Below are 22,282 nucleotides of genomic sequence, written 5' to 3'. Positions count from 1 at the left end.
TCTGTGAGGCAGCCGCCTTGTCGGCCCTGGATCTGTGAGGCGGCTGCCTCACCGGCCGTAGGTCTGTTCGCAGATCACCGCCTCCGGGCTGTCCGGGCGCCAGCCGCCGTACTTCCTGCCCAGGGCGCACACGTCGGTGTTCGCGCCGATCGTGGCGGAGACGTCCGGGACCGAGGCAGGCGGTGGCTGCCGTGGGCGGCGCGGCTCCGGGCGGGGCGGGTCGGAGTGCGGGCGGGACTGCGCGCGCGGCGGGGACGGGACTCGCTGGACCGGTGCCGGGGCCTGCGCAGGGGGACGGCGTGACTCCGGCGCGGCGGTGCCGGGCCGGCGGGACGGGCCGATCAGCTCCAGGGCCTCGCGGGCCGGCGCCTGCACGATCTGCGGCTCGGTGCGGCCGTCCCGACCCGGTGCCGACGGCGGGGCCGGCGCCGGCGGCACGGCGGCGGAACCCCGCTGGACGGTCACACAGCCGGAGACCGTGGAGAGAGCCACGGTGACGAGCAGCGTCGCGGTGGTCGTCGTTCGATGCACCCGCGCAACTCTGGTGGCTCGGCCCCCGCGGGACCCGATGGACAAGCGCAGTTTGCTCCGGACGGGTGAAGTACGCCCCCGCAGGGAGGGTGCGCGAATCGCCGGGCTGACGTTCGGAGCGCGTCCGGTGGGCCGGGCCGGTGCGCCGGGCCCGCGGGTCTAGTCGCCCGTCGCCCCGTCCACGCGCTCGCGGATCAGATCCGCGTGGCCGTTGTGGCGGGCGTACTCCTCGATCATGTGGGTGTAGATCCAGCGCAGGTTGAACGGCTTGTCGGTGTTGCGGCTCCGGCCCTTGGAGAGGTCGTCCAGTGCGAAGCCGGCCGTGTTGGTCCGGGCGGTCGCGATCTCCGCCTGCCAGGTGGCGTACGCCTCCGCCCAGGTGTCCGCCTCGGTGAGGTGGAACTCGCCGTCGCGGTCCTCCTCGGTGTAGTAGATGGGCCCCGGGTCGTCGCCGACCAGCACCTTGCGGAACCAGCCCCGTTCCACCTCCGCCATGTGCCGCACCAGCCCCATCAGGGACAGCTCGGACGGCTCCACGGCCGCGGTCCGGAGCTGCGCGTCGCTCAGTCCCTCGCACTTCCACGCCAGCGTCTGCCGGTGATACTCCAACCAGCCCTCCAACATGGCCCGTTCATCGGCGTCCTGGGCGGGCTCGCGGCGCTCCGTCGTCATGAGCGCATCCTCGCTCACCCCGAGAGATTCACCAAGGCGTTTTACGACGGCCCGGCCACCCGGCCGAATCCGCCTCCGGCACCCGGCCGAATCCGGCTCCGGCAGCCTCGCTGAATCCGGCTCCGGCAGCCGCGCTGAATCCGGCTCCGGCAGCCGCGCTGAATCCGGCTCCGGCAGCCTCGCTGAATCCGGCTCCGGCAGCCTCGCTGAATCCGGCTCCGGCAGCCTCGCTGAATCCGGCTCCGGCAGCCTCGCCGAATCCGGCTCCGGCAGCCTCGCCGAATCTCGCTCCGGCAGCCCGGCTGAGTCTGGCTCCGGCAGCCCGGCTGAGTCCGGCTCCGGCAGCCGCGCCGAATCCGCCTCCGGCAGCCCGGCCGAACCCGGCTCCGGCAGCCTCGCCGAGTCCCGCGCCAGCAGTCCCGCCGAGCCTCACGTCGGCGGCCCCGCCGAGCATCGCGCTGAGCAGCTCCCGCAGATCTGCCCGCACCTCGTCCAGACCTGGCGCCTCGCCCGCAGGCCGTGAAGGCCTCGCGGCTGAACACGAGGGCCGGCAGGGCAGGAACGGTCGTGCGCGACGTCATGGTTGCCGGGCTGTCGAAGGCCGCACCGGAGCTCCTCCAGCGAAGCTTCGACGGTATCGCCGACCGGCGCCCGCAGGGGCCGCCGTATGCTTCCGGGCAGACCCCCGCAGGCAAGCAGTGAAGGAGCCCCCGTGAAGGTCGGCTGCATCGGACTCGGTGACATCGCGCAGAAGGCGTATCTGCCGGTGCTCGGGGTCCAGCCCGGGGTCGAACTGCATCTGCAGACCCGCACGCCCGCCACGCTGTACCGCGTCGCCGACAGCCTTCACCTGCCGCCCGCGCAGCGCCACGGCACCCTGGACGACCTCCTCGCCCAGAACCTCGACGCCGCCTTCGTGCACGCGCCCACGCTCGTGCACCCCGAGATCGTCACGCGGCTGCTCCAGGCGGGCGTCCCGACGTACGTCGACAAGCCGCTGGCGTACGAACTCGCCGACTCCGAGCGGCTGGTGGCGCTCGCCGAGGAGCTGGGCGTGAGTCTCGCCGTCGGCTTCAACCGGAGGCACGCGCCCGCGTACGTGCAGTGCGCCGAGCATCCGCGCGAGCTGATCCTCATGCAGAAGAACCGGGTGGGGCTGCCCGAAGAGCCGCGCACGATGATCCTGGACGACTTCATCCACGTCGTGGACACGCTGCGCTTCCTGGTGCCGGGCGAGATCGACGACGTGACCGTGCGCGCCCGCAGCGTGGACGGGCTGCTGCATCACGTCGTGCTCCAGCTCGCCGGGGACGGCTTCACCGCGCTCGGCGTGATGAACCGGCTCAGCGGGTCGGCCGAGGAGATCCTGGAGATCTCGGGTCAGGACACCAAGCGGCAGGTGACCAACCTCGCCGAGGTGGTGGACCACAAGGGCCAGCCGAGCCTGCGGCGGCGCGGCGACTGGGTGCCGGTGGCCCGGCAGCGCGGCATCGAGCAGGCCGTGCTGGGATTCCTCGACGCCGTGCGCGCGGGCAAGCCGCTCAGCGCCCGGGACGCGCTGGCGACTCACGAACTGTGTGAGCGGGTGGTCCTGGCGGTTCAGGAGCGCTCCGGCGCGGCCGCCTGACCGACCGCCCGCCCTCCACGAGCACCAGGGCGAGCAGCACCAGCAGGGCGGCATGGACCGGCCAGGCGCCCAGGCGGGCGTACGGCGTGACCCCGTCGGCCAGCGGCACCTCGTACACCCGTGCGATGCTCGCGTCCGTCCCGAGCGCCGGGCCGATCCGCCGTCCCTCGGGGCCGTACACGGCGGAGACGCCGGTCAGGGTCGCGTGCACCATGGGGCGGCCGCTCTCGGCGGCCCGCAGCGCGGCCAGCGAGGCATGCTGCGCGGGCGCCCAGCTCTGCTGGAACGTCGAGGTCGCCGACTGGGCGACCAGCACGTCGGCGCCGCCGCGGGCGAGGCTGCGGCTGATGTCGGGGAAAGCCGACTCGAAGCAGACCATCGGGCCGACCCGCAGCCCGCCTCCGGCGTCCATCACGACCTGCTCGGTGCCGCGCCTGCGGTCCTCGGCCGCGGCCTCGCCCACGGAGGTGGCCCAGCCGAACAGCGAGCGCAGCGGGATGTACTCGCCGAACGGGACCAGCCGCATCTTGTCGTAGCGGTCACCGGTCGGGCCGTCCGGGCCGATCAGCACCGAGCTCTTGTAGATGCCGGGCCGGTCGGAGCGGCGGGCGTCCACGTTCACCAGGATCGGGGCGCCGGTCTCCCGGGACAGCGCCGCCACGCGCCGGGCCAGGTCGGGCCGGTCGCCGAGGTCGTAGCCGACGCTGCTCTCGCCCCAGACGATCAGGTCGGGGTCCTGCCCGGCGAGCCGTCCGGTGAGTTCTTCCTCGCGGTCGAAGCGTGGGCCGGGGCCCGCGACGACACCCGGCTGTACGACGGCCACCCGCGCCTCGCCGTCGACGTGCGGGCGCGGCGACCAGACCCAGGCCGCCGAGGTGGCCGCGGCGGTGGCGAGCAGGGTGGCCAGGGCCGGTGTCCGGGACGCGCGCACCGACACGAGCACGGCGACCGCGACATTGACGGCCACCAGCAGCAGGCTCAGCAGCCACACCCCGCCCACCGACGCCAGCCGCAGCGCCGGTCCCACCTGCCACTGACTGGCGCCCAGCATGCCCCAGGGGCCGCCGAGCCCCTGCCAGGACCGCACCAGCTCCACCGCCAGCCAGCCCGACGGCAGCACCAGCAGCGCGGCCGCGATCCGCCCCGGTGACGGCACCCCGCCGAGGAACCGGCGGACGAGCCAGCCCCACGGTGCCCACAGCGCCCCGAGCAGGGCCGCGATGACAAAGGTGAAGACATGCAGGTTGGGCAGCAGCCAGTGGTGCACGGCCAGCATGAACCCGAAGCCGCCGCACCAGCCGTCGTACAGCGCCCGCCGTCCGGTCGGCGCGGTGCGTACGAGCAGGATCCACGGCACCAGGGCGACGTAGGCGAACCACCACAGGGAGGGAGCCGGGAAGGCGAGCATGGGCAGTGCGCCCGCCACCGCGGCGGTCGCGGAGCGCCACCACGGGGAGTCGAGCCGGCGGCCCAGCGTCTTCATACGGCGCCTCCCTACCCCGTGGATCCAGTGTGCGCGCGGCGGGCGATCTCGGTACAGCGGGCGCCCGCTCAGTCGATCACAGGTACCCCGGTCCCCTGCGGCATACGCCGCCACTTCTCCCGCACGACGACCTCGTGCAGCCGCCAGCCCTCGGCCGTGCGCCGGACCTCGAAGGCGTACCGGCCGCCGCACACGAAGTCGGGCTCCGCCGAGCCGTCCGTCGCGAGGCGCATCGGATTGACGTAGTCGGCCTGGACCCGGGCCGTGTCCCCGGTGTCCCGCTCCAGGACCCCGAAGCGGATCCGGCGGTTGACGATGAGGTGCTGGCGCATGGCGAACACGCGCAGGCTCTCGGCCAGCCACGTGGCGACCTGTACTGCGTCCCCCTCGATGCCGCCGGCCGAGCGGTAGTCCGCCCGGCCGTCCGGGGTGAACAGCTTCCGGTACGCCTCCCAGTCGCCGTCGTCCACCGCCACGGCGTAGTCGGTGACCAGACCGTCGACGGCCAGCCTGTCCATCACGGTCGCGAGCTCCACGCGCTGCGTCATCGGCTCAGTGTTGGGTACGGGGCGGGCCGCGCCAAGAGGGCGTGCCGTGATATTCGGTGGTCGTATCCGACCGGAGCGCGCGAAGCTGTCCGGCGTGAACGATCAGACCGGTCGCCCCGAGCCGAGATTCCGCGTTCGGGCCCGCCACACCGACTCCACGCTCACGGTCTACCAGGCGTACCGCCCCGGCATCGGCCTCCCGGCGGCCCGCGCGGGCCGCTTTCCGGCCACGTGGAAGCGCGAGCGGATGACCTGGGTCAAGCCGTCCTTCCTGTGGATGATGTACCGCTGCGGCTGGGGCACGAAGGCGGACCAGGAGACCGTCCTCGCCGTCGAGATCACCCGCGAAGGCTTCCTCTGGGCCCTGCGGCACGCCTGCCTCTCGCACCACGTGCCCGGACTGCACGCCGGCAAGGACGTGTGGCGGGAGCAGTTGCGCTCGGCGGCCGCGCGCGTGCAGTGGGACCCGGAGCGCGATCTGCGGCTCGCCCCGCTGCCGCACCGGTCGCTCCAGCTGGGACTGGCGGGGGAGGCGGCGGAGCGGTACGCGGACGAGTGGATCGTCGGGATCGAGGACGTGACGCCGCTTGCCAGGGAGGTACACGGGCTGGTGCGGGCGGGTGAACTCGCGCGTGCGGAAACGCTGTTGCCGCGGGAGCGGCCGTATCCGCTGGACGAGGGGGCGCTTACGCACCTGCTGCCAGAGGCGCGGCATGACGCGTCCCCCGGGTGAGCGCCCCTTCAGGTGGCTTCCTTCGTTGCCTCAGTTGCCTCAGTTGCCTCCGCGCAGGCGCTGGAAGGCCGTCGGGGTGGGTCTGGCGGGCAGGAAGCCCCTGATCCGGTGGGCGCATTCGGTGGGGTCCGAGAGGCTGGTGTCGCACTCGATGTCGTAGACGCCGTGCGCGTGGACCTGCTTCAGCTGGCGGGCGGCCAGGCCGGGCGGCCGGTCCCCGCGCTCCCGCTCCCGCCGCTCCAGCTCGTCCACCGGGCACCGCACGCCGACGAGGACCACGTCCTGCGGCACGAACAGGGAGAGGCAGTCGTTGAGCCGCCAGTCGGCGCTCAGGATGTGGTCCATGACGACGTTGTTGCCGGCGGCGGCCATGCCGGCGACCGCGCGGTGGTAGCCCTGCCAGGTGCGGTGCAGGACGGTGTCGACCTCGCCGGGCGGCACGGGGACGCGGGAGCGCATGGCGTGGAAGGCGTCGGCCGGCATGTGGAAGTACGGCTCGTCTAGGATCCGCAGCAGCTCGGTCGCGATGCTCGACTTTCCCGAACTGGACGTGCCGTTGAGGAAGATGATCAGGCCACGGCGCGGTGGCACATCGGTGAGATGTCGCATGTACGGTGATTCGCCCCGGACTTGTTCTCAGGCCGCCTCGATGATCGCGCCGCGGATCGCCGCGGCCCACTCGACGACCAGCAACTCGTACTCCGCCCGCTCCTGTGGTGACAGGGAGCCGCCCGCGCGCGTCCACAGGGCGCGGATCTGCTCGTTCACCTCGGCAGCGGAGCGCGCTGAACCAGGGGTCACGGAATCGGGGAACATGCGAGCAAGCGTAGGGGCAGGCACTGACACTGCGCTACCGGGCGGCTACTCATCCCGTATGGGCTTGCTCACGGCCGACGGAATCCGGTCGCGTGCGGCCAACGTAGGCGCACAGGCCACATCGTCGGCTCACGGGCTCACAAGGGAACGGCCCCCGGGGAGTCCCCGGGGGCCGTCCGCTCAGCCGCCTGCTGATTCGGCAGCGTGTGGACTCAGTACGCCGAAGGTGACCAGAACGATGATCACGATGCCGAGCGCGATGCGGTACCAGACGAACGGCATGAAGCTCTTGGTCGAGATGAACTTCATGAACCAGGCGATGACCGCGTAGCCGCTGACGAAGGCGATCACCGTGGCGAAGATCGTCGGCCCCCACGACACATGGCCGGTCTCCATGGCGTCCTTGAGTTCGTACCCGCCCGAGGCGAGCACCGCCGGGATGGCGAGCAGGAAGGAGTAGCGGGCCGCCGCCTCGCGGGTGAAGCCCATGAAGAGGCCGCCGGTGATGGTCGCGCCGGAGCGGGAGACGCCCGGGACGAGCGCCATGGCCTGGCAGAGGCCGAAGATCAGGCCGTCCCGCACGCCCAGTTCCTTGAGCGACTTGCGCTCCTTGGCCGCCCGGTGCCGTCCGCCGGTCTCGTCGCGCGCGGCTATCCGGTCGGCGATGCCCATGATCACGCCGACCACGATCAGCATGGTGGCGGTGATGCGCAGATCGCGGAAGGGCCCGACGATCTGGTCCTTGAGCGTCACGCCGAGCACGCCGATCGGAATCGAACCGACGATCACCAGCCAGCCCATCCGCGCGTCGTGGTCACCGCGCCACGCCTTGTCGTAGAGCGAGCGGGTCCACGCCGACAGAATGCGCCCGATGTCCTTGCGGAAGTAGATCAGCACGGCTGCCTCGGTGCCGATCTGGGTGATCGCCGTGAAGGCGGCACCGGGGTCCTCCCAGCCCGAGAAGGCCGCGGTCAGGCGCAGGTGTGCGCTGGAGGAAACGGGAAGGAACTCGGTCAGCCCCTGGACGAGTCCGAGGATGAGTGATTCAAACCAAGACATGAAGTTACGGAGTCCAAGTGCCGATCGCGGAACGGACGGAGGACACACCTAGCCCCCGCGCGCGGTGATCGGGTGTGTTGAGGGGCAGCGTAGCGCCCCCTGTCGACACGGCCGACACAGGGGTTTCCCAGGGGATCGGCGGTGCTCCGCCGGGGGTGTTGACCGGCCGTTGCGCCGGGCTTACGTTGCAGACTGGGGAAAGCGCTTGCTACATGCCGTGCCAGTCACATGACCAGGACCCCGGAGGAGTGCTGATCAGGTTCATGCCCACATCCGCGACCTCGGTGCCATCGGCGGCAGAGACGACGTCCACGGCCACCAGGCCCGCCGGCACCCGCGATCCCGAGACGTCCCGAACCTTCTCCGTCCCCCTCTCCGGCCGTCCCGTGAGAACCGCCGTCATCGGCACCGGTGGCATCGCCCGCGGCTGTCATCTCCCCGCCCTCACCCGGCTCGCCGATGAGGGCGAGGCGGAGGTCGTCGCGGCCGTCGACATCGACCGTGACGCCGTCGAGGCGTTCTGCGCGGAAGGCGGGATACCGTACGCGTACACCGACATGGAGCGGATGCTGCGGGAGCGGTGGCCCGACCTGGTGACGATCTGCACGCCGCCCACGCTGCACCGCGAGCAGACGATCGCCGCGCTGCGCGCCGGTGCCTGGGTGTGGTGCGAGAAGCCGCCCGTGCCCGCGCTCGCCGACTTCGACGCCGTCGAGGCGGCGGAGGGCCCGGCTGGTGGGCCGTACGCGTCGATCGTCTTCCAGCACCGGTTCGGCTCGGGCGCCGCCCATGTGCGCCGGCTGCTCGCCGAACAGGCCATGGGGCGACCGCTGGTCGCACACTGCCAGACCACCTGGTACCGCAACGCCGCCTACTACGCCGTGCCCTGGCGTGGCCGCTGGCGGACCGAGGGCGGCGGGCCCGCCATGGGGCACGGCATCCACCAGATGGACCTGCTCCTCGATCTGCTCGGCCCGTGGAGCGAGGTGCGGGCGATGGCCGGCCGGCTGGTGCACGACGTGGAGACCGAGGACGTCTCGACCGCCCTGGTCCGCTTCGAGAACGGCACGATGGCCACGGTCGTGAACAGCGTCCTCAGCCCCGACGAGATGAGCCGCATCCGCGTCGACTGCGAGCGCGCCACCGTCGAACTCACCCACCTGTACGGGTACGCCAACGTCGACTGGCGCATCACACCGGCGCCGGACGTACCGTCCGAACAGGCCGAGAGCTGGCGGGACTTCGGGGCCGACGTACCCAGTTCGCATCTGGCGCAGCTGCGTGAGCTGGTCGCCGGCATGCGCGCGGGTGAACGGCCGCGCAGCAGCGGGCCGGACGGGCGCAAGAGCCTGGAGCTGATCACCGCGCTGTACAAGTCCGCGTTCACCGACACCACCGTCCGCCGGGGCGAGATCGGGCCCGGCGACCCGTACTACACGGCCCTGCACGGAGGCGCGCCCGCCTGGGCGCCCGTCGCCGGCGAGACCGACGCGCCTCAGGAGGTGCCCGCATGACCGGTCCGCGGATCGTCCACGCGCACGGCGACCGGATCACGGTCTTCGAACCGACCACCGGCGTTAAGCTGTTCACGTACGTCTACCGGCCGGAGGCGGCCTGGGAGGCTCCCAAGCCCTATCTGCACCCCGTGCGGACCCTGGGCGACGCGGTCGTCACGGACTACCGGCCCAACGACCACCGCTGGCACAAGGGCCTGCAGATGACGGCCTCCCACCTGTCCGGCCAGAACCTGTGGGGCGGCAACACCTACGTGCACGGAGAGGGGTATCTCGCCTTGCCCGAGCGCGTGGGGTCGATGGCGCACGCCGGGTTCGACGAGGTCGCCTCGGACGGCACCCGCGCCGTGATCGCGCAGCGGCTCACCTGGCATCCGCACAGCGGGGAGCTGTGGGCGGACGAGCGGCGCCGCATCGAGGTGCACGACGTGGACCCGGCGGCGGGTTCCTGGGCGCTGACCTGGACCAGCGCCGTCACCAACCGGCGCGACGAGCCCCTGCTGTTGGGCAGCCCGACCACCGCGGGGCGCGAGATGGCCGGCTACACGGGCCTGTTCTGGCGGGGACCGCGCGCCTTCCGCGACGGACGCGTCCTCGGGCCGGACGGCGAGGGGCCGGGCCTGATGGGCCGGCAGGCGCCCTGGCTGGCTTACTCGGGCGAGCACGACGGCGTCGACGGCCACGCCACCCTCGTGTTCGCGCACGCCCCGGAGAACGACCACACCGGTGCCGGCGGCGCCCACCCCGCCCACTGGTTCGTCCGCAACGAGCCGTTCGCCGCCGTCGCCCCCTCCTGGGCCTTCCACGACGAACTGGAGCTCGCGCCGGGTGGCACCCTCACCCGCCGCTACCGGGTCGTCGTCGCCGACGGCGCCTGGGAACGCGACGAGATCGCCAAGTACCTGGAGGCACACCCGTGGTGACCACCGAAGGACTGACGGGCCTGTTCACCGGCCTGCCGGGCGGCGTCGCCGTGTCGCACCTGACCGTCTACGACTGGCCGGCGGCGGACGGGGTGTGCGGCGGAACTCCGCATCTGCACCTGACCTGTTCGGAGGCGTATGTCGTCACCGGCGGCCGGGGCGCGGTGCAGACGCTCACGACGTCCGGCCACGAGGTCACGCCGCTCGCGGCCGGCACGGTCGCCTGGTTCACCCCGGGCACGATCCACCGGCTGGTCAACGACGACGACCTGCGCATCACCGTGCTGATGCAGAACAGCGGGCTGCCGGAGGCGGGGGACGCGGTGCTCACCCTGCCGCCGGAGTACCTGGCTGACCCGGAGACGTACGCCGCCGCCACCACGATCCCGGCGGACGCGCCCGTCGCGGAGCAGGAGCGGGTGGCCCGTGCCCGGCGCGATCTCGCCCTCGAGGGCTACCGCGCGCTGCGCGCGTCCGGCCCGGAGGCGCTGGCGGAGTTCCACCGGGCCGCGGGAGCGCTCGTACGGCCCCGGCTGGCCGAGTGGCGGGAGCGCTGGCGGCGGGGCGCCGAGGCGGCCGCCGCGGCGACGGGGGAGCAGTTCGACCGGCTGGAGCGGGGTGACGTGTCGCACCTCGCGGCGGCCGTCGTCAGGTCCGAACAGCCCGTGGCACGCGGGAAGTTCGGCATGTGCGGGCGGCTGGACGTCTACCCCGGCGACCAGGGTCTGGCCCGGACTACGTCGCCGTGGGGCCGGTGACGGTCCAGCCCGGGGACCGGGGGTGTGGGGTCAGGTCGCCGTGCTGGACCGCGTCGCCGCAGGACCGGCAGGTGACCTGCGGGACCAGTTCGTGGCCGCAGCTGTGTTCGAGGATCATGGGGCGGTCGTCCTCGCGCAGATGGCGGTCGCCCCAGTCCATGAGGGTGAGCAGGACCGGCTGCAGTTCGAGGCCCGCCTGGGTGGGCCGGTACTCGAAGCGCTGGGGGCGCTCGCTGTAGACCCGCTTGGTGAGGATCCTGGCGTCGACCAGGCGGCGCAGCCGGGTGGCCAGGATGTCGCGCGGGGCGCCGGTGTTGCGCACGAGCTGGTCGAAGCGGCCGTTGCCCAGGAACACCTCCCGCAGCACGAGCAGCGAGTACTTCTCGCCGACGAGCGCCAGGGTGTCGGCGATCGAGCAGGGGCGCGGGTCCTTGGTGGCGGCCATACGGTCCAGTCTAGGAGAAGGTTTGATTTTCCAACCTACGGGGCTATGGTGAGTTGGAATTTCCTACTCACCGGTAGTCGACCCGGTGCCCGCTCCGGCGGCCAAGGAGGCCCGCAGCATGCGTGACGCAGTCATCGTCGAAGCCGTACGCACCCCCATGGGCAAGGGCAAGCCGAACGGCTCGCTCGCGCACATCCACCCCGTCGAACTCCTGGCCCACACCCTGCGCACCCTCGTCGAGCGCTCCGGCGTCGACCCGGCGCTGATCGACGACGTCATCGGCGGCACCGTCGACCAGGTCGGCGAGCAGGCCATGAACACCACCCGGTACGCCGTGCTGTCGGCGGGCTTCCCGGAGACCGTCCCCGCGACCACCGTGGACCGGCAGTGCGGCTCCTCCCAGCAGGCCGTGCACTTCGCGGCGCAAGGCGTGCTGTCGGGCGCGTACGACATGGTGGTCGCCTGCGGTGTCGAGTCCATGAGCCGCGTGCCGATGTGGTCGAACGTCCCGCCCGGCAAGGACCCGTTCGGCCCCGGCGTCGCCCAGCGGTACCCGGAGGGCCTCCTCCCGCAGGGCATCAGCGCCGAGCTGATCGCCGCCAAGTGGTCCATCACGCGCGAGCAGATGGACGCCTTCGCCGTCTCCTCGCACCGCAGGGCCGCCGCGGCCTGGGACGGCGGCCTGTTCGACGCCGAGGTCGCGCCCGTCGACGGCGTCGCGCGGGACGAGTGCGTACGGCCGGGCAGCACCACCGAGATCCTGGCCGGCCTCAAGCCCGCGTACCACGACCCCGCCTTCGCCGAGCGCTTCCCGCAGATCGAGTGGAACGTCACCGCGGGCAACGCCAGCCCCGTCAACGACGGCGCCTCCGCCGTGCTCATCACGTCGAGCGAGACCGCCGCCCGTCTCGGCCTGCGCCCCCTGGCCCGGCTGCACAGCTTCGCCGTCACCGGCTCCGACCCGCTGCTGATGCTCACCGGCGTCGTGCCGGCGACCGAGAAGGTGCTGCGCAGGGCATCCCTGACCCTGGACGACATCGACCTGTTCGAGGTCAACGAGGCCTTCTCGAGCGTCGTGCTCGCCTGGCAGCAGGAGACCGGCGCCGACCTGGCCAAGGTCAACGTGCACGGCGGCGCCATCGCCCTCGGGCATCCGCTGGGCGCCAGCGGCACCCGGCTGACCACCACGCTCGTGCACGCCATGCGGGAGCGTAGCGCCCGCTACGCCCTGCAGACGATGTGCGAGGCGGGCGGGCTGGCCAACGCGATGATCCTGGAAGCCCCGTAGGTCCTCCGGTCGCGGGTCAGCCGCGCAGGTGGTGGCGTTTGCGCCACGCCACCACCGCGCCCGCCAGGCCCGGAATCGCGATGGCGGCCATCGCGATCAGGAACACCGGCGACGTCGGCGTGGAGGCGCGGGCGCCGGCGACGACGTACGCGGCGGTGTTCGGCAGCGAGCCGAGCGCCGTGGCGAGCAGGAAGGGCAGCCAGCCCATCTTCGAGACGGCGGCGCAGTAGTTGGCGGCCCAGAACGGCACGCCCGGGAACAGCCGCACCGCGAGCATCGAGCGGAAGCCGTGCCGGCTGAACTGCCGGTCCACGGTCTTCAGGAACTTGCCGCGCAGCAGCGGCCGCAGCGCGTCCTGGCCCAGGAGCCGGCCCAGCCCGAAGGCGATCCCGGCGCCGATCACCGAACCGGCGACCGCCGCGGCGATGCCCAGCTCGGAGCCGAACAGCGCCCCCGCCGCCAGGTTGAGCAGGGGCCGCGGCACGAACGCCACGGTGATCACGCCGTACGCGACGGCGAAGATGAGCGCCGCCACGACACCGCCGAGCTGCGGCGGCCAGCCGTGCGCGAGCAGCCGCTGCGGCTCGAAGAGCAGCACCGCCGCCCCGGCCCCGACCAGCAGGGCGACGAGCACGGAGAAGCGGGCCCAGGGCGACAGCAGAAGTCTGACGCAGCGGGCGGCGAGGCCGACGGCCGCGGCACCGCCGGAGACGGGGACGACGGCGGCGAGTTCGGTGGCGGTCACCGCGAGTTCGGTGGCAGTGGCCCGGGGAGAGGCCGGTGCGGTGCCCCCAGAGCGGTTGTGGGCATCGAGCATTGGGCGACACTAACCGACGGATATGTGTGATCGCCGTATGGTTCGTCTCATGAGCGTCACAGGTGCGCGAACGGCGGGTGTCCCGCGCAGCCGACTCGCCGACACGTTGCTGCCACGGCTCACCGCCGCCTACACCGCCGCGGCCGACCCGGCGCGCGCGGCGCCCATGCGGGCGTACATGAAGGACGTCGCGCCCTTCCTCGGCCTGACCACGCCCGTGCGCCGCGCCCTGTCCCGCACGGTCGTCGAGGACACGCCCCGCCCGGACGAGGCCGACTGCACCGCGGTGGCGCTGCGTTGCTGGCAGTTGCCCGAGCGCGAGTTCCACTACTTCGCGGTCGACTATCTGCGCCGTCATGTGAGCCGCTGCTCGTCGGGTTTCCTGCCGGTTGCCCGGCGGCTCGTCACCACCGTCCCGTGGTGGGACACCGTCGACCTGCTCGCCGCCCATGTGGTGGGTCCGCTGGTGGCCGCCGATCCCGGACTGAAGACCGACATGGACGCCTGGATCCTGGACGACGACCTGTGGGTCGCCCGGACGGCCCTGCTCCACCAACTGCGCTACAAGGAGCGCACCGACAGCGAACGACTCTTCTCCTACTGCCTGCGCCAGTCCGGGCACCCGGACTTCTTCGTCCGCAAGGCGATCGGCTGGTGCCTGCGGGAGTACGCCAAGACCGACCCCGACGCCGTACGCGACTTCCTCGCGCGGGAGCGGGGGCGGTTCGCGCCACTGTCGGTGCGGGAGGCGCTGAAGAACGTCGGGCCCTGACCCGGTGCCGCCGAACTGCCCGCCTCGATAAATCGGTCGACGCGCCCGGCGGCGTCGGCGAGTATCGACGTCATGTTCCGGCACGCCTTCCACCTCGCAGCATCCGCGGTCGCGGATGCCCCGAAGGCTGCCGCCCTGATCCTCCTGGCCGCTGTCGACGGCGCCCGAAGCTGACCCTCCCCGGAAAGTCCGGCGGACCCCGCAGGGGGAGGGTCGGCCGGTCACCGGGGTCCCCGTCACCATCGAGACGCTTCGAGGTATCGCCATGCCCAAGACGGCTTACGTGCGCACCAAACCGCACCTGAACATCGGCACCATGGGTCACGTCGACCACGGCAAGACCACCCTGACGGCCGCCATCACCAAGGTCCTCGCCGAGCGGGGCACCGGCACGTTCGTGCCCTTCGACCGGATCGACCGCGCCCCCGAGGAGGCGGCGCGCGGCATCACCATCAACATCGCGCACGTCGAGTACGAGACCGACACCCGGCACTACGCGCACGTGGACATGCCGGGCCACGCCGACTACGTCAAGAACATGGTCACCGGCGCGGCGCAGCTGGACGGGGCCATCCTCGTCGTCTCCGCGCTCGACGGGATCATGCCGCAGACCGCCGAGCACGTGCTGCTCGCCCGGCAGGTGGGCGTCGACCACATCGTCGTCGCCCTCAACAAGGCCGACTCCGGCGACGAGGAGCTCATCGACCTCGTCGAGCTGGAGGTACGCGACCTGCTCACCCAGCACGGGTACGGGGGCGACTCCGTACCGGTCGTACGGGTGTCCGGGCTGCGGGCGCTGGAGGGCGACCCCCGGTGGACCGCGTCCGTCGAGGCGCTGCTGGACGCGGTGGACACGTATGTGCCCATGCCGGAGCGGTACCTGGACGCGCCGTTCCTGCTGCCGGTCGAGAACGTGCTGACCATCACCGGGCGCGGCACGGTCGTCACGGGGGCCGTGGAGCGCGGCACGGTCCGGGTCGGTGACCGGGTGGAGGTGCTGGGGGCCGAGGTGTCGTCCGTCGTCACCGGCCTGGAGACCTTCGGCAAGCCGATGGACGAGGCGCAGGCCGGGGACAACGTGGCGTTGCTGCTGCGTGGCGTGCCCCGGGACGCCGTGCGCCGGGGGCATGTGGTCGCCGCGCCGGACAGCGTGGTGCCGCGACGCCGGTTCTGTGCGCAGGTGTACGTGCTGTCGGCGCGTGAGGGCGGGCGCACCACGCCGCTCTCCACCGGGTACCGGCCGCAGTTCTACATCCGTACCGCGGATGTGGTCGGCGACATCGACCTCGGTGAGGTCGCGGTCGCACGCCCGGGGGAGACGGTGACGATGAGCGTCGAGCTGGGACGGGAGGTGCCCCTGGAGCCGGGCCTCGGCTTCGCGATCCGCGAGGGCGGCCGGACGGTCGGCGCCGGCACCGTGACGGCCGTGGACTGAGGCCGTCGCAGGGTCGCGGGGTCGCCTTCGGGAGGCGACCCCGCGGCCACCTCGGGCCGGGCTGGAGCACATCCCGCCCGGCCCGGTTCCGCCCCGTCCTCCGCCCGGCCCCGCTCCGGCTCGTGATGCCCGCCCGCACCACCCGCGCCGGCGCGTGACCTCGCCGGCGCGCGCCCCGGCACAATGGAGCCGTGAGTGAGCCGATACCTGTCAGCCGAGTCGTCGATCACGGCACCGCCAAGCTCATGCCGGACGTCGACCGGGAGCGGGCCTGGCTGCTGACCGTCGACGGGGCGCCGCAGTCCTACGTCGACCTCGACGAGCCGACGTATCTGGAGTTCGAGTACGTGCGGCGGCTCGGGCATGTGCTGGACGGCGTCGCGCAGGCGGGCCGGCCGCTGGACGTGGTGCATCTCGGCGGAGGTGCGCTCACGCTGCCGCGGTACGTGGCGGCGACGCGGGCCGGATCACGGCAGGACGTCGTGGAGGCCGACCGGGGGCTGGTGGATCTGGTCGGCGAGTATCTGCCGGTCGGCGAGGGTGCCGGAGTCTCGGTGCACGTCGCGGACGCCCGGGACTGGCTGGCCGGCGCCCCGGCCGACTCGGCGGACGTGGTCGTCGGCGACGTCTTCGGCGGCTCACGGGTGCCGGCCGGGTTCACCTGCGTCGGCTACGCCCGTGACGTCGAGCGGCTGCTGCGCCCCGACGGGGTCTACATGGCCAATCTGGCCGACGCCGCGCCGTTCGCCTTCCTCCGCTCCCAGCTGGCCACGTTCGCCACCGCGTTCCCGGAACTCGCGCTGATCGCCGAGCCCGCCGTGCTGCGCGGGCGGCGGTTCGGCAACGCGGTGCTGGTCGCCGCGCACCGTCGGCTCGACACGGCAGCCCTGGCCCGCCGCACCGCCGCCGACGCCTTCCCGGCCCGCGTCGAACACGGGCCCGCGCTGCGCGCGTTCATCGGGGACGCCCGGCCGGTCGGGGACGCGGACGCGGTCCCCTCACCCGAGCCCCCCGACGGGACGTTCCGCATCGGCTGAGGCCGGCGCGCCCTTGGCCACCGGATGGGTACGGCGCCGCAGGTTGCGCACGTCCGGGACGCACAGCACCGCCGCGGTGACCACCACGACGAGCGTCGCGCAGCCCCACAGCGCCGCCGTCCGCCCGAACGCCACCTCGGCCGGGCCCGCCATGGCCGTCGCCAGCGGAACCATCGCGACCGAGCCGAACCAGTCGTACGCCGAGACGCGCGAGAGCTTGTCCTCCGAGATCTCCTGATGCAGGGCGGTCATCCAGGAGACCCCGAAGATCTCCAGCGTCACCCCGGTCACGAACATCACCGCGCACAGGCCCCAGACCGGCACGGGCACCGCCAGCGCCGCGGACGGCAGAGCCAGCGGGAAGACACCGAGGGTGCCGGCGAGGAGCAGCCGGCGTGGTTTCCAGCGGGTCATCAGCAGCGCGCCGACGACCGTGCCCGCGGCGAAGAAGCCCAGTGCCAGACCCCAGGGCGCGGCTCCGCCCAGATGGTCCCGGGCGACCAGCGGGCCGTAGACCGCTTCGGCGGCCGCCACCACCGCGTTGGCGATCGAGAACTGGACGACGACACCCCACAGCCAGGGCCGGCCGGCGACCTCCCGCCAGCCCTCCCGCAGATCGGCGAGCAGCCCGCCGCCCGGTTCGCGCGGCGGGATGTGGCTGACGTCCAGGAAGGCGCGCAGCGCCCCGGCGACGGCGAACGCGGCCGCGTCCGCCGCGAGCACCCAGCCCGGTCCGATCGCGGCGACCATCGCACCACCGACAGCCGCCCCGCCCAGGGCCGCACCCTGCATCGCCATCCGGAACACCGCGAACGCGCGGCTCACCTGATCGCCCTGCACGGAGGACATCAGCATGCCTTCGGCGGCGGGGCTGAAAAACGCCTGTCCGGTGCCGCCGAGCGCACTCAGCAGCATCATGTGCCACAGCTGTGCCTCGCCGGCGAGGACCAGGACGGCGAACAGGCCCTGCGAGACACAGTTGAGGGCGTTCGCGGCGACCATCACGCGGTGCCGGGGCAGCCGGTCCGCGACCGCGCCCCCGATCAGCAGGAAGAGCACCAGCGGCAGGGTGCGGGCAGCCGCCACAAGGCCCACGTCACCGCCGTCGCCGCCCGCCTCCAGCACGGCGAAGGCGGCGGCGACGAGCGCGCCGTTGCTGCCGAGGTGGGTGACGACCGCCGCGGCGGTCAGCAGGCTGTAGTTGCGTCCCGCCCAGGCGGGTCTGCGGGGGCGGGAGGCTCCGGCGACGGTGTTCACCGGCCGACTATCACCGCCCCACCCCCGACTTGCCAAACCGATTGTGCGTCAGCCTCCGGTGGGCTCCCCGTGCAGCCGTACGGTGCTCAGGATCTGCATGATGGTCGCCTTGGGCACCTCGCCCTCGACCCCCTTGGCCCCGTAGAAGTTCCAGGACACGAAGTCGCCGACGGAGTTCTTGAAGCCGAACGTGGCCGCCTTGCCGTCGCTGGCGCACTTGCCCTTCTGGGGCGTGTTCGTCGACTCGGCCCAGGCGATGCTGCCCTCGATGCCCGACTTCGTGGTATAGGGCTCCGCCTTCTCCTCGAACTTCATGCTCTTCTTGTCCGGCTGGGTGTAGCCGCCGTAGACCCACCAGGGGACCGTGTTGATGGCGACCTCGTCGGTGTCCTTGGCGCCGTCGGCACCCTTGGTGCCCACGGCGGCCAGGTGCGTGTCCTCGGTGCGGCCGTCCTTGTTCTCGTCGGTCGTGCACCACTTCGACTTGTAGTACGCCGGTGCCGACATCACGATCAGCGGTTCACCGCTGTCCGACTTGTCGTCCTCGAAGCCGATGGTCACCCCCGGCGACTCGACCTCCCAGTCCGCCGGCACGTCGAAGGCGACGCCGCGCTTGGGGTTGATGACGACCTTCCAGCCGTCGATCGTCGGCTTCTCGGCCTCGCTGTTGCGCGGGTTGTCCTCCGACCCCGACGCGGAGTCACTGGGTTCCGTGGAGGTCGACGGCGACTGGCTCGTCTTCGGCTTGTCGCCGCCGTCGGCCTTGTCGTCCTTGTCCCCGCCGAGGACCAGGAAGCCCGTGACACCGGCGGTCAGGACCACGGCGGAGGCCGCGATGATCGCGACCAGCTTCGTCCGGTTGCCGCCCCCGCTCCCGCTCCCGCCGGGCTGCGGCTGCCCCATCGGCGCGGGCGTGCCCCACTGCGGCTGCTGCGCATAGGGGTTGGGCTGCTGGTATCCCGCCTGCTGATACGGATTCGGCTGCTGGTACCCCGGCTGCTGGTACGGGTTGTTCTGTCCCTGCGGGTTCTGCTCGCCCCCGGGCGGCTGCTCTCCTGGCCACATGAGCGGTAACCCTAGTAGGGCCAGGGACACGATTCGGTCACCGGGCTTTGTCAGGGACGTAGCAATTCAGGAATCCGAGGGCATGGCGTACCGCCGTACCGTGCCGAGGAAGTGCGGTGAACCCGGGCGTGCGGGTGGTGAGTTGGGGTCGCCGAGCCGTGGGACGGTCCCGCCGGCGGCGGCTGATCCCTGGGCGCGTGCGTCGCGATGGTACGACGATCATCGCGCGGATCTGGCCAGTGTGGGCTACTCGTGGGTAACATGCGGTCATGAGCGCAGATCAGATGTCGATCGGCGAGTTGCTCGCCGCCACGGTGCCGATGGTTCGGACGCTGAACCTCGAGTACCTGGAGACCACTCCGGAGAAGGCCGTGCTGGCCCTGCCGGACCAGAGCGAGTACCGCAATCACGTCGGCGGGCCGCACGCGGGTGCGATGTTCACCCTGGGCGAGTCGGCCAGTGGCGCGATCGTGCTGGCCGCGTTCGGTGACCAGCTCTCGCGGGCCGTGCCGCTGCCGGTGCATGCCGAGATCGCGTTCAGGAAGATCGCCCTGGGCCCCGTCACGGCCACCGCGACCCTCGGGCGCCCGGCCGCCGAGGTCGTCGCCGAACTCGACGAGGGCAAGCGTCCCGAGTTCCCGGTGGCCGTCGCCATCCAGCGCGAGGACGGGGCGGTGACCACGGAGATGACCGTTGTGTGGACTCTGCGTCCCAACAGCTGAGAGTTTCTCCGAGAAGGGCCCCGGCGCACCGCCGGGGCCCTTCTCGGGCAAGGACCCCCTCGCGGGGACCCGCCGGTCGTCCTCACAGGCCGGCGCCCGTGCGGCGGAAAGCGTGGTCGTACTCCTCTTGTCCTCGGGTTCGGGCTCGGACTCGAGCGACCAGCGCACGGCCAAGGGTTCGCACCGCGTGCCGCGTTCCTCGAAGTTGGAGATTCTGTGCGTCAACCCGCCTGACACTCACACAAGTTGAGGGTCGCACCACGCCCTTCTTCGAATGCGGGTGCGGATACCAGGGGTAACACCGGCATTTTCCGGACCCTTGAATCCCGGGCTCTCGAACTCCTTGTTTCCTGTGCGGCGCATGTGCGAAGGTGTGCCACCCGCGGGCTGGTAAAGCACAGGTCAGGCTCATAAGTACGCACCAATCAGCACCTGCTTTCCGACGGAAGCGCATTTCGTGCGCGTCCTCGGCTCGGAAGGAAATGGTTCAGTGCAGCCCCCTCACCCCCCACGCCCGCCCTACCCGCCCCGACCAGGACCGCGCCCGGTCGAGTCCGACCGCGATCTCCTCGCCCGCATCGCCGATCCCGAGCCGGACGCCAGGGCCGCCGCACTGCTGCTGGCCCGGCACTGGCGCGCGGTGCACGAATACGCCGTCATCTGTCTTGCCGCGTCCACGGTTTCGGCGTCGATGGCGGCCGGCGCCGCGTTCCAGCAGGTCCTCGGTCGACGGATGGCCGGCGGCGCACTGCGGCCGCAGCTTCTGACGGCCGTCCGGAACACGGTCCGCGAATGGGCCGCCGAGGACGATGTCCTGGCCCTGCTGCCGGAACTCGGCAAACCCAGCGGAGGGCGCGGACTGCGCGCGGTGAAGTCCGTGACGCCCGAAAGGCGACGCCTCGCTGAGCGCGCTTTCCATGCCCTTCCGTCGGCTTCCCAATGCCTCCTGTGGCACTCCGAGGTCGAGGCGGAGACGATAACCGTACCGGCCGGTCTGCTGGGCATTGACGCCCTTACCGCGTCCTCCGGCCTGGACCGGGCGCACGAGGAATTCCGGTCCGGCTGCGTACGCGCCCACAGGGAACTCGCGCCGACCAGGGAATGCCGTTTCTACAACCGCCTCCTGGACGTCCCCATGCGGCGCGGCGGCGCCCTGCTGCCCGATGTGCAGCAGCATCTGACGCGGTGCCCGCACTGCCGTCACGCCGCCGAACAACTCAGTCATTTCGACGGTGGCCTGGACGTCCTGCTCGCCGAAACCGTGCTCGGCTGGGGCGCCCAGCGCTATCTCGACTCCCGCCCCGGCCGCACCCCGGCCCCGTCGCTCCCGCCCCGCCCCCTCACCGTCGTCCGTCCGTTCGGTGCCGCCCGCCCCAGAGCCGGCGGACGCCACCGGCCGGCGCAGGCCGGATCGCTCACCATGCCCCGACGTCACGCCCGGGCCGTGGTCGTCGGCGTCGGCCTGACCTCCCTCGTGCTGCTCGCGACCGTGCTGTCGGTCAAGGGCTGGTCCGACGACAACGGTGTCCCGGACCCCGGCGCCACCTGGGGAGCCCCGAGCAGCCGCACGGTGCACCCCGGTCCGGGGCCCAAGGATCCGTCCACCGGAACCCCGTCGGCCGCCTCCGTGGAACGCCCGGTCGAGGTGGCCCGGGGACGCCTGCGCAGCCTCGCCGTCGGCCTCTGCCTCGACGGCCGGGGCACCGCGGCCGTGCTGATGCCCTGCTCGGCCACCGGCTCACAGCAGTGGTCGTACCAGGACGACGGGCAACTCCGCAGCGTCGCCGACCCCTCGCTCTGCCTCGACGCCGACGCCGACGCCGACGCCGACGCAGACGCAGACGCAGACGCAGACGCCGGCACCGCAGCGGTCACGCTGTCCGACTGCGTCGCGCCCTCCGGGCAGGTGCAGTACGACCTCACCGTGCGCGGCGAACTGCTCCTTCGCCGGGGCAACGGCCGACTCGTCGCCCCTGGACCGGGGAGGGAACTGGTCGTCGCCGCGCGGGACGGCTCCTTGGAGCAGCGGTGGCGGCTGGAGGCGGTGGGCGAGGCGACACGGGAGTCCGGGGGAACGGGTCGGACCCGGCCGCGGAGCGCCGAGGGCCGGGAGCGCGACGATCGCGGCGGCCGGCCGGAAAGACGGAGCGCCGAGGCCCACCGGGACGACCGCCAGGGCAACCCCGACCGCATCGGCGACTCCGACCGGCGCCACGGCGAAGATCCTCGCGACGGAAACCGACACGGCGACGACTCCCGTCGTGACGGAGACCACCACGGCGACAACCAGGGCAGTGACGACGGCCCGAGCGGCCAGGAGTCCGAGACCCCGCCGGGCGAGTACGAGACCCGGGTCGCCCAGGCCGGCTGCTGCGACGAACAGCCCCCGCCCGCCGCGCCCGTCGCCCCACCGCGAGCCGAAGCCGGCGTGCACAACCTGACGGACGCGGTCCAGGCGGCGGCCACGTCGCACGGAGCGGCGGTGACGCGGCCGCTGCTGGGCTGAACCGCCCCTCCGTCGTTCCGGGGTCACCCCACCGAGGTTGCCCCCGCGTTCGCTTGTTGTCGGCTCGCCCGCGCTCGGCGGCAACGCGCTCAGCACGACCGTGAGCCAGGAGCACCGGTGCGATCTGTGGGACCCGGGAGTGTCATCGTGACCCGGTAGGCTGCGCGGCGTGGGGGCCGGGGCGGGGGCCCGCCCGCCCCCCCCCCGGCCCGGGGCCCCGTATGGCCCCACGCCCCCCGCGACCCGCCTCAGCGGGGCCATGGACCCGTTGAAG

General features: G+C 72.4%; 24 protein-coding genes. 13 read left to right on the top strand and 11 right to left on the bottom strand.

Features of this window, described 5'->3' with window-relative positions; translation table 11 throughout:
- Nucleotides 1–48: 48 nt before the first annotated feature.
- Together ACFV6X_RS28860 and ACFV6X_RS28855 are read right to left on the bottom strand one after the other, a co-directional pair.
- The gene (locus tag ACFV6X_RS28860) at nt 49–531 is read right to left on the bottom strand and encodes a hypothetical protein (protein ID WP_385388235.1); all 483 of its coding nucleotides are present in this window, start codon (nt 529–531) and stop codon (nt 49–51) included.
- Nucleotides 532–690: 159 nt separating this feature from the next.
- A complete protein-coding gene (locus tag ACFV6X_RS28855) occupies nt 691–1,203 on the bottom strand; it encodes a DinB family protein (RefSeq protein ID WP_385388232.1) in 513 nt (170 codons plus the stop codon).
- Here ACFV6X_RS28855 and ACFV6X_RS28850 point away from each other — a divergent pair.
- From ACFV6X_RS28850 to ACFV6X_RS28840, 3 genes are read left to right on the top strand one after another with little or no spacing between them, the layout of a single operon-like run.
- Nucleotides 1,202–1,726, top strand: coding sequence for a hypothetical protein (locus ACFV6X_RS28850; protein ID WP_385388230.1), 525 nt, complete (start codon nt 1,202–1,204; stop codon nt 1,724–1,726). The genes ACFV6X_RS28855 and ACFV6X_RS28850 overlap by 2 nt on opposite strands.
- 44 nt (nt 1,727–1,770) lie before the next feature.
- On the top strand, nt 1,771–1,905 hold the full coding sequence (locus tag ACFV6X_RS28845; RefSeq protein WP_385388228.1) for a hypothetical protein: 135 nt from the start codon (nt 1,771–1,773) through the stop codon (nt 1,903–1,905).
- A 10-nt stretch (nt 1,906–1,915) separates the two neighbouring features.
- Nucleotides 1,916–2,830, top strand: coding sequence for a Gfo/Idh/MocA family protein (locus ACFV6X_RS28840; RefSeq protein ID WP_385388226.1), 915 nt, complete (start codon nt 1,916–1,918; stop codon nt 2,828–2,830).
- On the opposite strand, the gene lnt is transcribed toward ACFV6X_RS28840, so the two are convergent.
- Together lnt and ACFV6X_RS28830 are read right to left on the bottom strand one after the other, a co-directional pair.
- On the bottom strand, nt 2,745–4,313 hold the full coding sequence (gene lnt / locus ACFV6X_RS28835) for an apolipoprotein N-acyltransferase (RefSeq protein WP_385388223.1): 1,569 nt from the start codon (nt 4,311–4,313) through the stop codon (nt 2,745–2,747). The genes ACFV6X_RS28840 and lnt overlap by 86 nt on opposite strands.
- A 68-nt stretch (nt 4,314–4,381) precedes the next feature.
- Nucleotides 4,382–4,861, bottom strand: coding sequence for a nuclear transport factor 2 family protein (locus ACFV6X_RS28830; RefSeq protein WP_385388221.1), 480 nt, complete (start codon nt 4,859–4,861; stop codon nt 4,382–4,384).
- A gap of 94 nt (nt 4,862–4,955) precedes the next feature.
- Here ACFV6X_RS28830 and ACFV6X_RS28825 point away from each other — a divergent pair, with 94 nt between their 5' ends.
- Nucleotides 4,956–5,594, top strand: coding sequence for a DUF4291 domain-containing protein (locus tag ACFV6X_RS28825; protein ID WP_385388219.1), 639 nt, complete (start codon nt 4,956–4,958; stop codon nt 5,592–5,594).
- A gap of 39 nt (nt 5,595–5,633) precedes the next feature.
- On the opposite strand, the gene ACFV6X_RS28820 is transcribed toward ACFV6X_RS28825, so the two are convergent.
- The 3 genes from ACFV6X_RS28820 to ACFV6X_RS28810 all read right to left on the bottom strand — a co-directional run bounded on the left by ACFV6X_RS28820 (nt 5,634) and on the right by ACFV6X_RS28810 (nt 7,469).
- Nucleotides 5,634–6,203: a chloramphenicol phosphotransferase CPT family protein gene (locus tag ACFV6X_RS28820; RefSeq protein ID WP_385388217.1), complete on the bottom strand. Its 570-nt coding sequence runs from the start codon at nt 6,201–6,203 to the stop codon at nt 5,634–5,636.
- Between the two features lie 27 nt (nt 6,204–6,230).
- Nucleotides 6,231–6,410 (bottom strand): hypothetical protein, encoded by a 180-nt coding sequence (locus tag ACFV6X_RS28815; RefSeq protein WP_365459284.1) that lies wholly within the window; start codon nt 6,408–6,410, stop codon nt 6,231–6,233.
- Between the two features lie 180 nt (nt 6,411–6,590).
- A complete protein-coding gene (locus tag ACFV6X_RS28810; protein ID WP_385388215.1) occupies nt 6,591–7,469 on the bottom strand; it encodes an undecaprenyl-diphosphate phosphatase in 879 nt (292 codons plus the stop codon).
- A 263-nt stretch (nt 7,470–7,732) separates the two neighbouring features.
- Here ACFV6X_RS28810 and ACFV6X_RS28805 point away from each other — a divergent pair, with 263 nt between their 5' ends.
- The 3 genes from ACFV6X_RS28805 to ACFV6X_RS28795 are packed head-to-tail and all read left to right on the top strand — an operon-like array spanning nt 7,733 to nt 10,664.
- Complete coding sequence (locus ACFV6X_RS28805; protein ID WP_385388213.1) at nt 7,733–8,983, top strand: Gfo/Idh/MocA family protein; 1,251 nt, start codon at nt 7,733–7,735, stop codon at nt 8,981–8,983.
- Nucleotides 8,980–9,906 (top strand): PmoA family protein, encoded by a 927-nt coding sequence (locus ACFV6X_RS28800; protein ID WP_385388211.1) that lies wholly within the window; start codon nt 8,980–8,982, stop codon nt 9,904–9,906. Before ACFV6X_RS28805 ends, ACFV6X_RS28800 begins: the two co-directional genes overlap by 4 nt.
- On the top strand, nt 9,900–10,664 hold the full coding sequence (locus ACFV6X_RS28795) for a cupin domain-containing protein (RefSeq protein ID WP_385388208.1): 765 nt from the start codon (nt 9,900–9,902) through the stop codon (nt 10,662–10,664). Before ACFV6X_RS28800 ends, ACFV6X_RS28795 begins: the two co-directional genes overlap by 7 nt.
- Here ACFV6X_RS28795 and ACFV6X_RS28790 read toward each other — a convergent pair.
- A complete protein-coding gene (locus ACFV6X_RS28790) occupies nt 10,642–11,109 on the bottom strand; it encodes a winged helix-turn-helix transcriptional regulator (protein ID WP_385388205.1) in 468 nt (155 codons plus the stop codon). The two genes, ACFV6X_RS28795 and ACFV6X_RS28790, sit on opposite strands and share 23 nt — an antisense overlap.
- A 118-nt stretch (nt 11,110–11,227) precedes the next feature.
- Here ACFV6X_RS28790 and ACFV6X_RS28785 point away from each other — a divergent pair, with 118 nt between their 5' ends.
- Nucleotides 11,228–12,397, top strand: coding sequence for a thiolase family protein (locus ACFV6X_RS28785; protein ID WP_385388202.1), 1,170 nt, complete (start codon nt 11,228–11,230; stop codon nt 12,395–12,397).
- Nucleotides 12,398–12,413: 16 nt separating this feature from the next.
- On the opposite strand, the gene ACFV6X_RS28780 is transcribed toward ACFV6X_RS28785, so the two are convergent.
- Nucleotides 12,414–13,214, bottom strand: coding sequence for a TVP38/TMEM64 family protein (locus ACFV6X_RS28780; RefSeq protein WP_385388200.1), 801 nt, complete (start codon nt 13,212–13,214; stop codon nt 12,414–12,416).
- Nucleotides 13,215–13,263: 49 nt separating this feature from the next.
- Here ACFV6X_RS28780 and ACFV6X_RS28775 point away from each other — a divergent pair, with 49 nt between their 5' ends.
- The 3 genes from ACFV6X_RS28775 (at nt 13,264) to ACFV6X_RS28765 (ending at nt 16,458) form a co-directional block, all read left to right on the top strand.
- Nucleotides 13,264–13,986: a DNA alkylation repair protein gene (locus ACFV6X_RS28775; protein ID WP_385388198.1), complete on the top strand. Its 723-nt coding sequence runs from the start codon at nt 13,264–13,266 to the stop codon at nt 13,984–13,986.
- Nucleotides 13,987–14,251: 265 nt separating this feature from the next.
- Nucleotides 14,252–15,421, top strand: coding sequence for an elongation factor Tu (gene tuf / locus ACFV6X_RS28770; RefSeq protein WP_385388196.1), 1,170 nt, complete (start codon nt 14,252–14,254; stop codon nt 15,419–15,421).
- A gap of 191 nt (nt 15,422–15,612) precedes the next feature.
- Entirely contained in the window at nt 15,613–16,458 is an 846-nt protein-coding gene (locus ACFV6X_RS28765; protein WP_385388194.1) for a spermidine synthase, read from the top strand.
- Here the strand turns inward: ACFV6X_RS28765 and ACFV6X_RS28760 are convergent.
- Nucleotides 16,420–17,715, bottom strand: coding sequence for an MFS transporter (locus ACFV6X_RS28760; RefSeq protein ID WP_385388193.1), 1,296 nt, complete (start codon nt 17,713–17,715; stop codon nt 16,420–16,422). The genes ACFV6X_RS28765 and ACFV6X_RS28760 overlap by 39 nt on opposite strands.
- 48 nt (nt 17,716–17,763) lie before the next feature.
- Nucleotides 17,764–18,780: a hypothetical protein gene (locus tag ACFV6X_RS28755; RefSeq protein WP_385388191.1), complete on the bottom strand. Its 1,017-nt coding sequence runs from the start codon at nt 18,778–18,780 to the stop codon at nt 17,764–17,766.
- Between the two features lie 284 nt (nt 18,781–19,064).
- Between ACFV6X_RS28755 and ACFV6X_RS28750 the strand changes: the two genes are divergently transcribed.
- Nucleotides 19,065–19,502, top strand: coding sequence for a DUF4442 domain-containing protein (locus ACFV6X_RS28750; RefSeq protein WP_385388357.1), 438 nt, complete (start codon nt 19,065–19,067; stop codon nt 19,500–19,502).
- Nucleotides 19,503–19,992: 490 nt separating this feature from the next.
- On the top strand, nt 19,993–22,008 hold the full coding sequence (locus ACFV6X_RS28745; RefSeq protein ID WP_385388189.1) for a ricin-type beta-trefoil lectin domain protein: 2,016 nt from the start codon (nt 19,993–19,995) through the stop codon (nt 22,006–22,008).
- Nucleotides 22,009–22,282 lie beyond the last annotated feature (274 nt).

The sequence above is a fragment of the Streptomyces sp. NPDC059861 genome, from assembly GCF_042731435.1.
Taxonomy (GTDB): domain Bacteria; phylum Actinomycetota; class Actinomycetes; order Streptomycetales; family Streptomycetaceae; genus Streptomyces.
The sequence above is the reverse complement of the archived record's forward strand: the minus strand, read 5'-3'. Positions and strand labels throughout refer to the sequence as shown.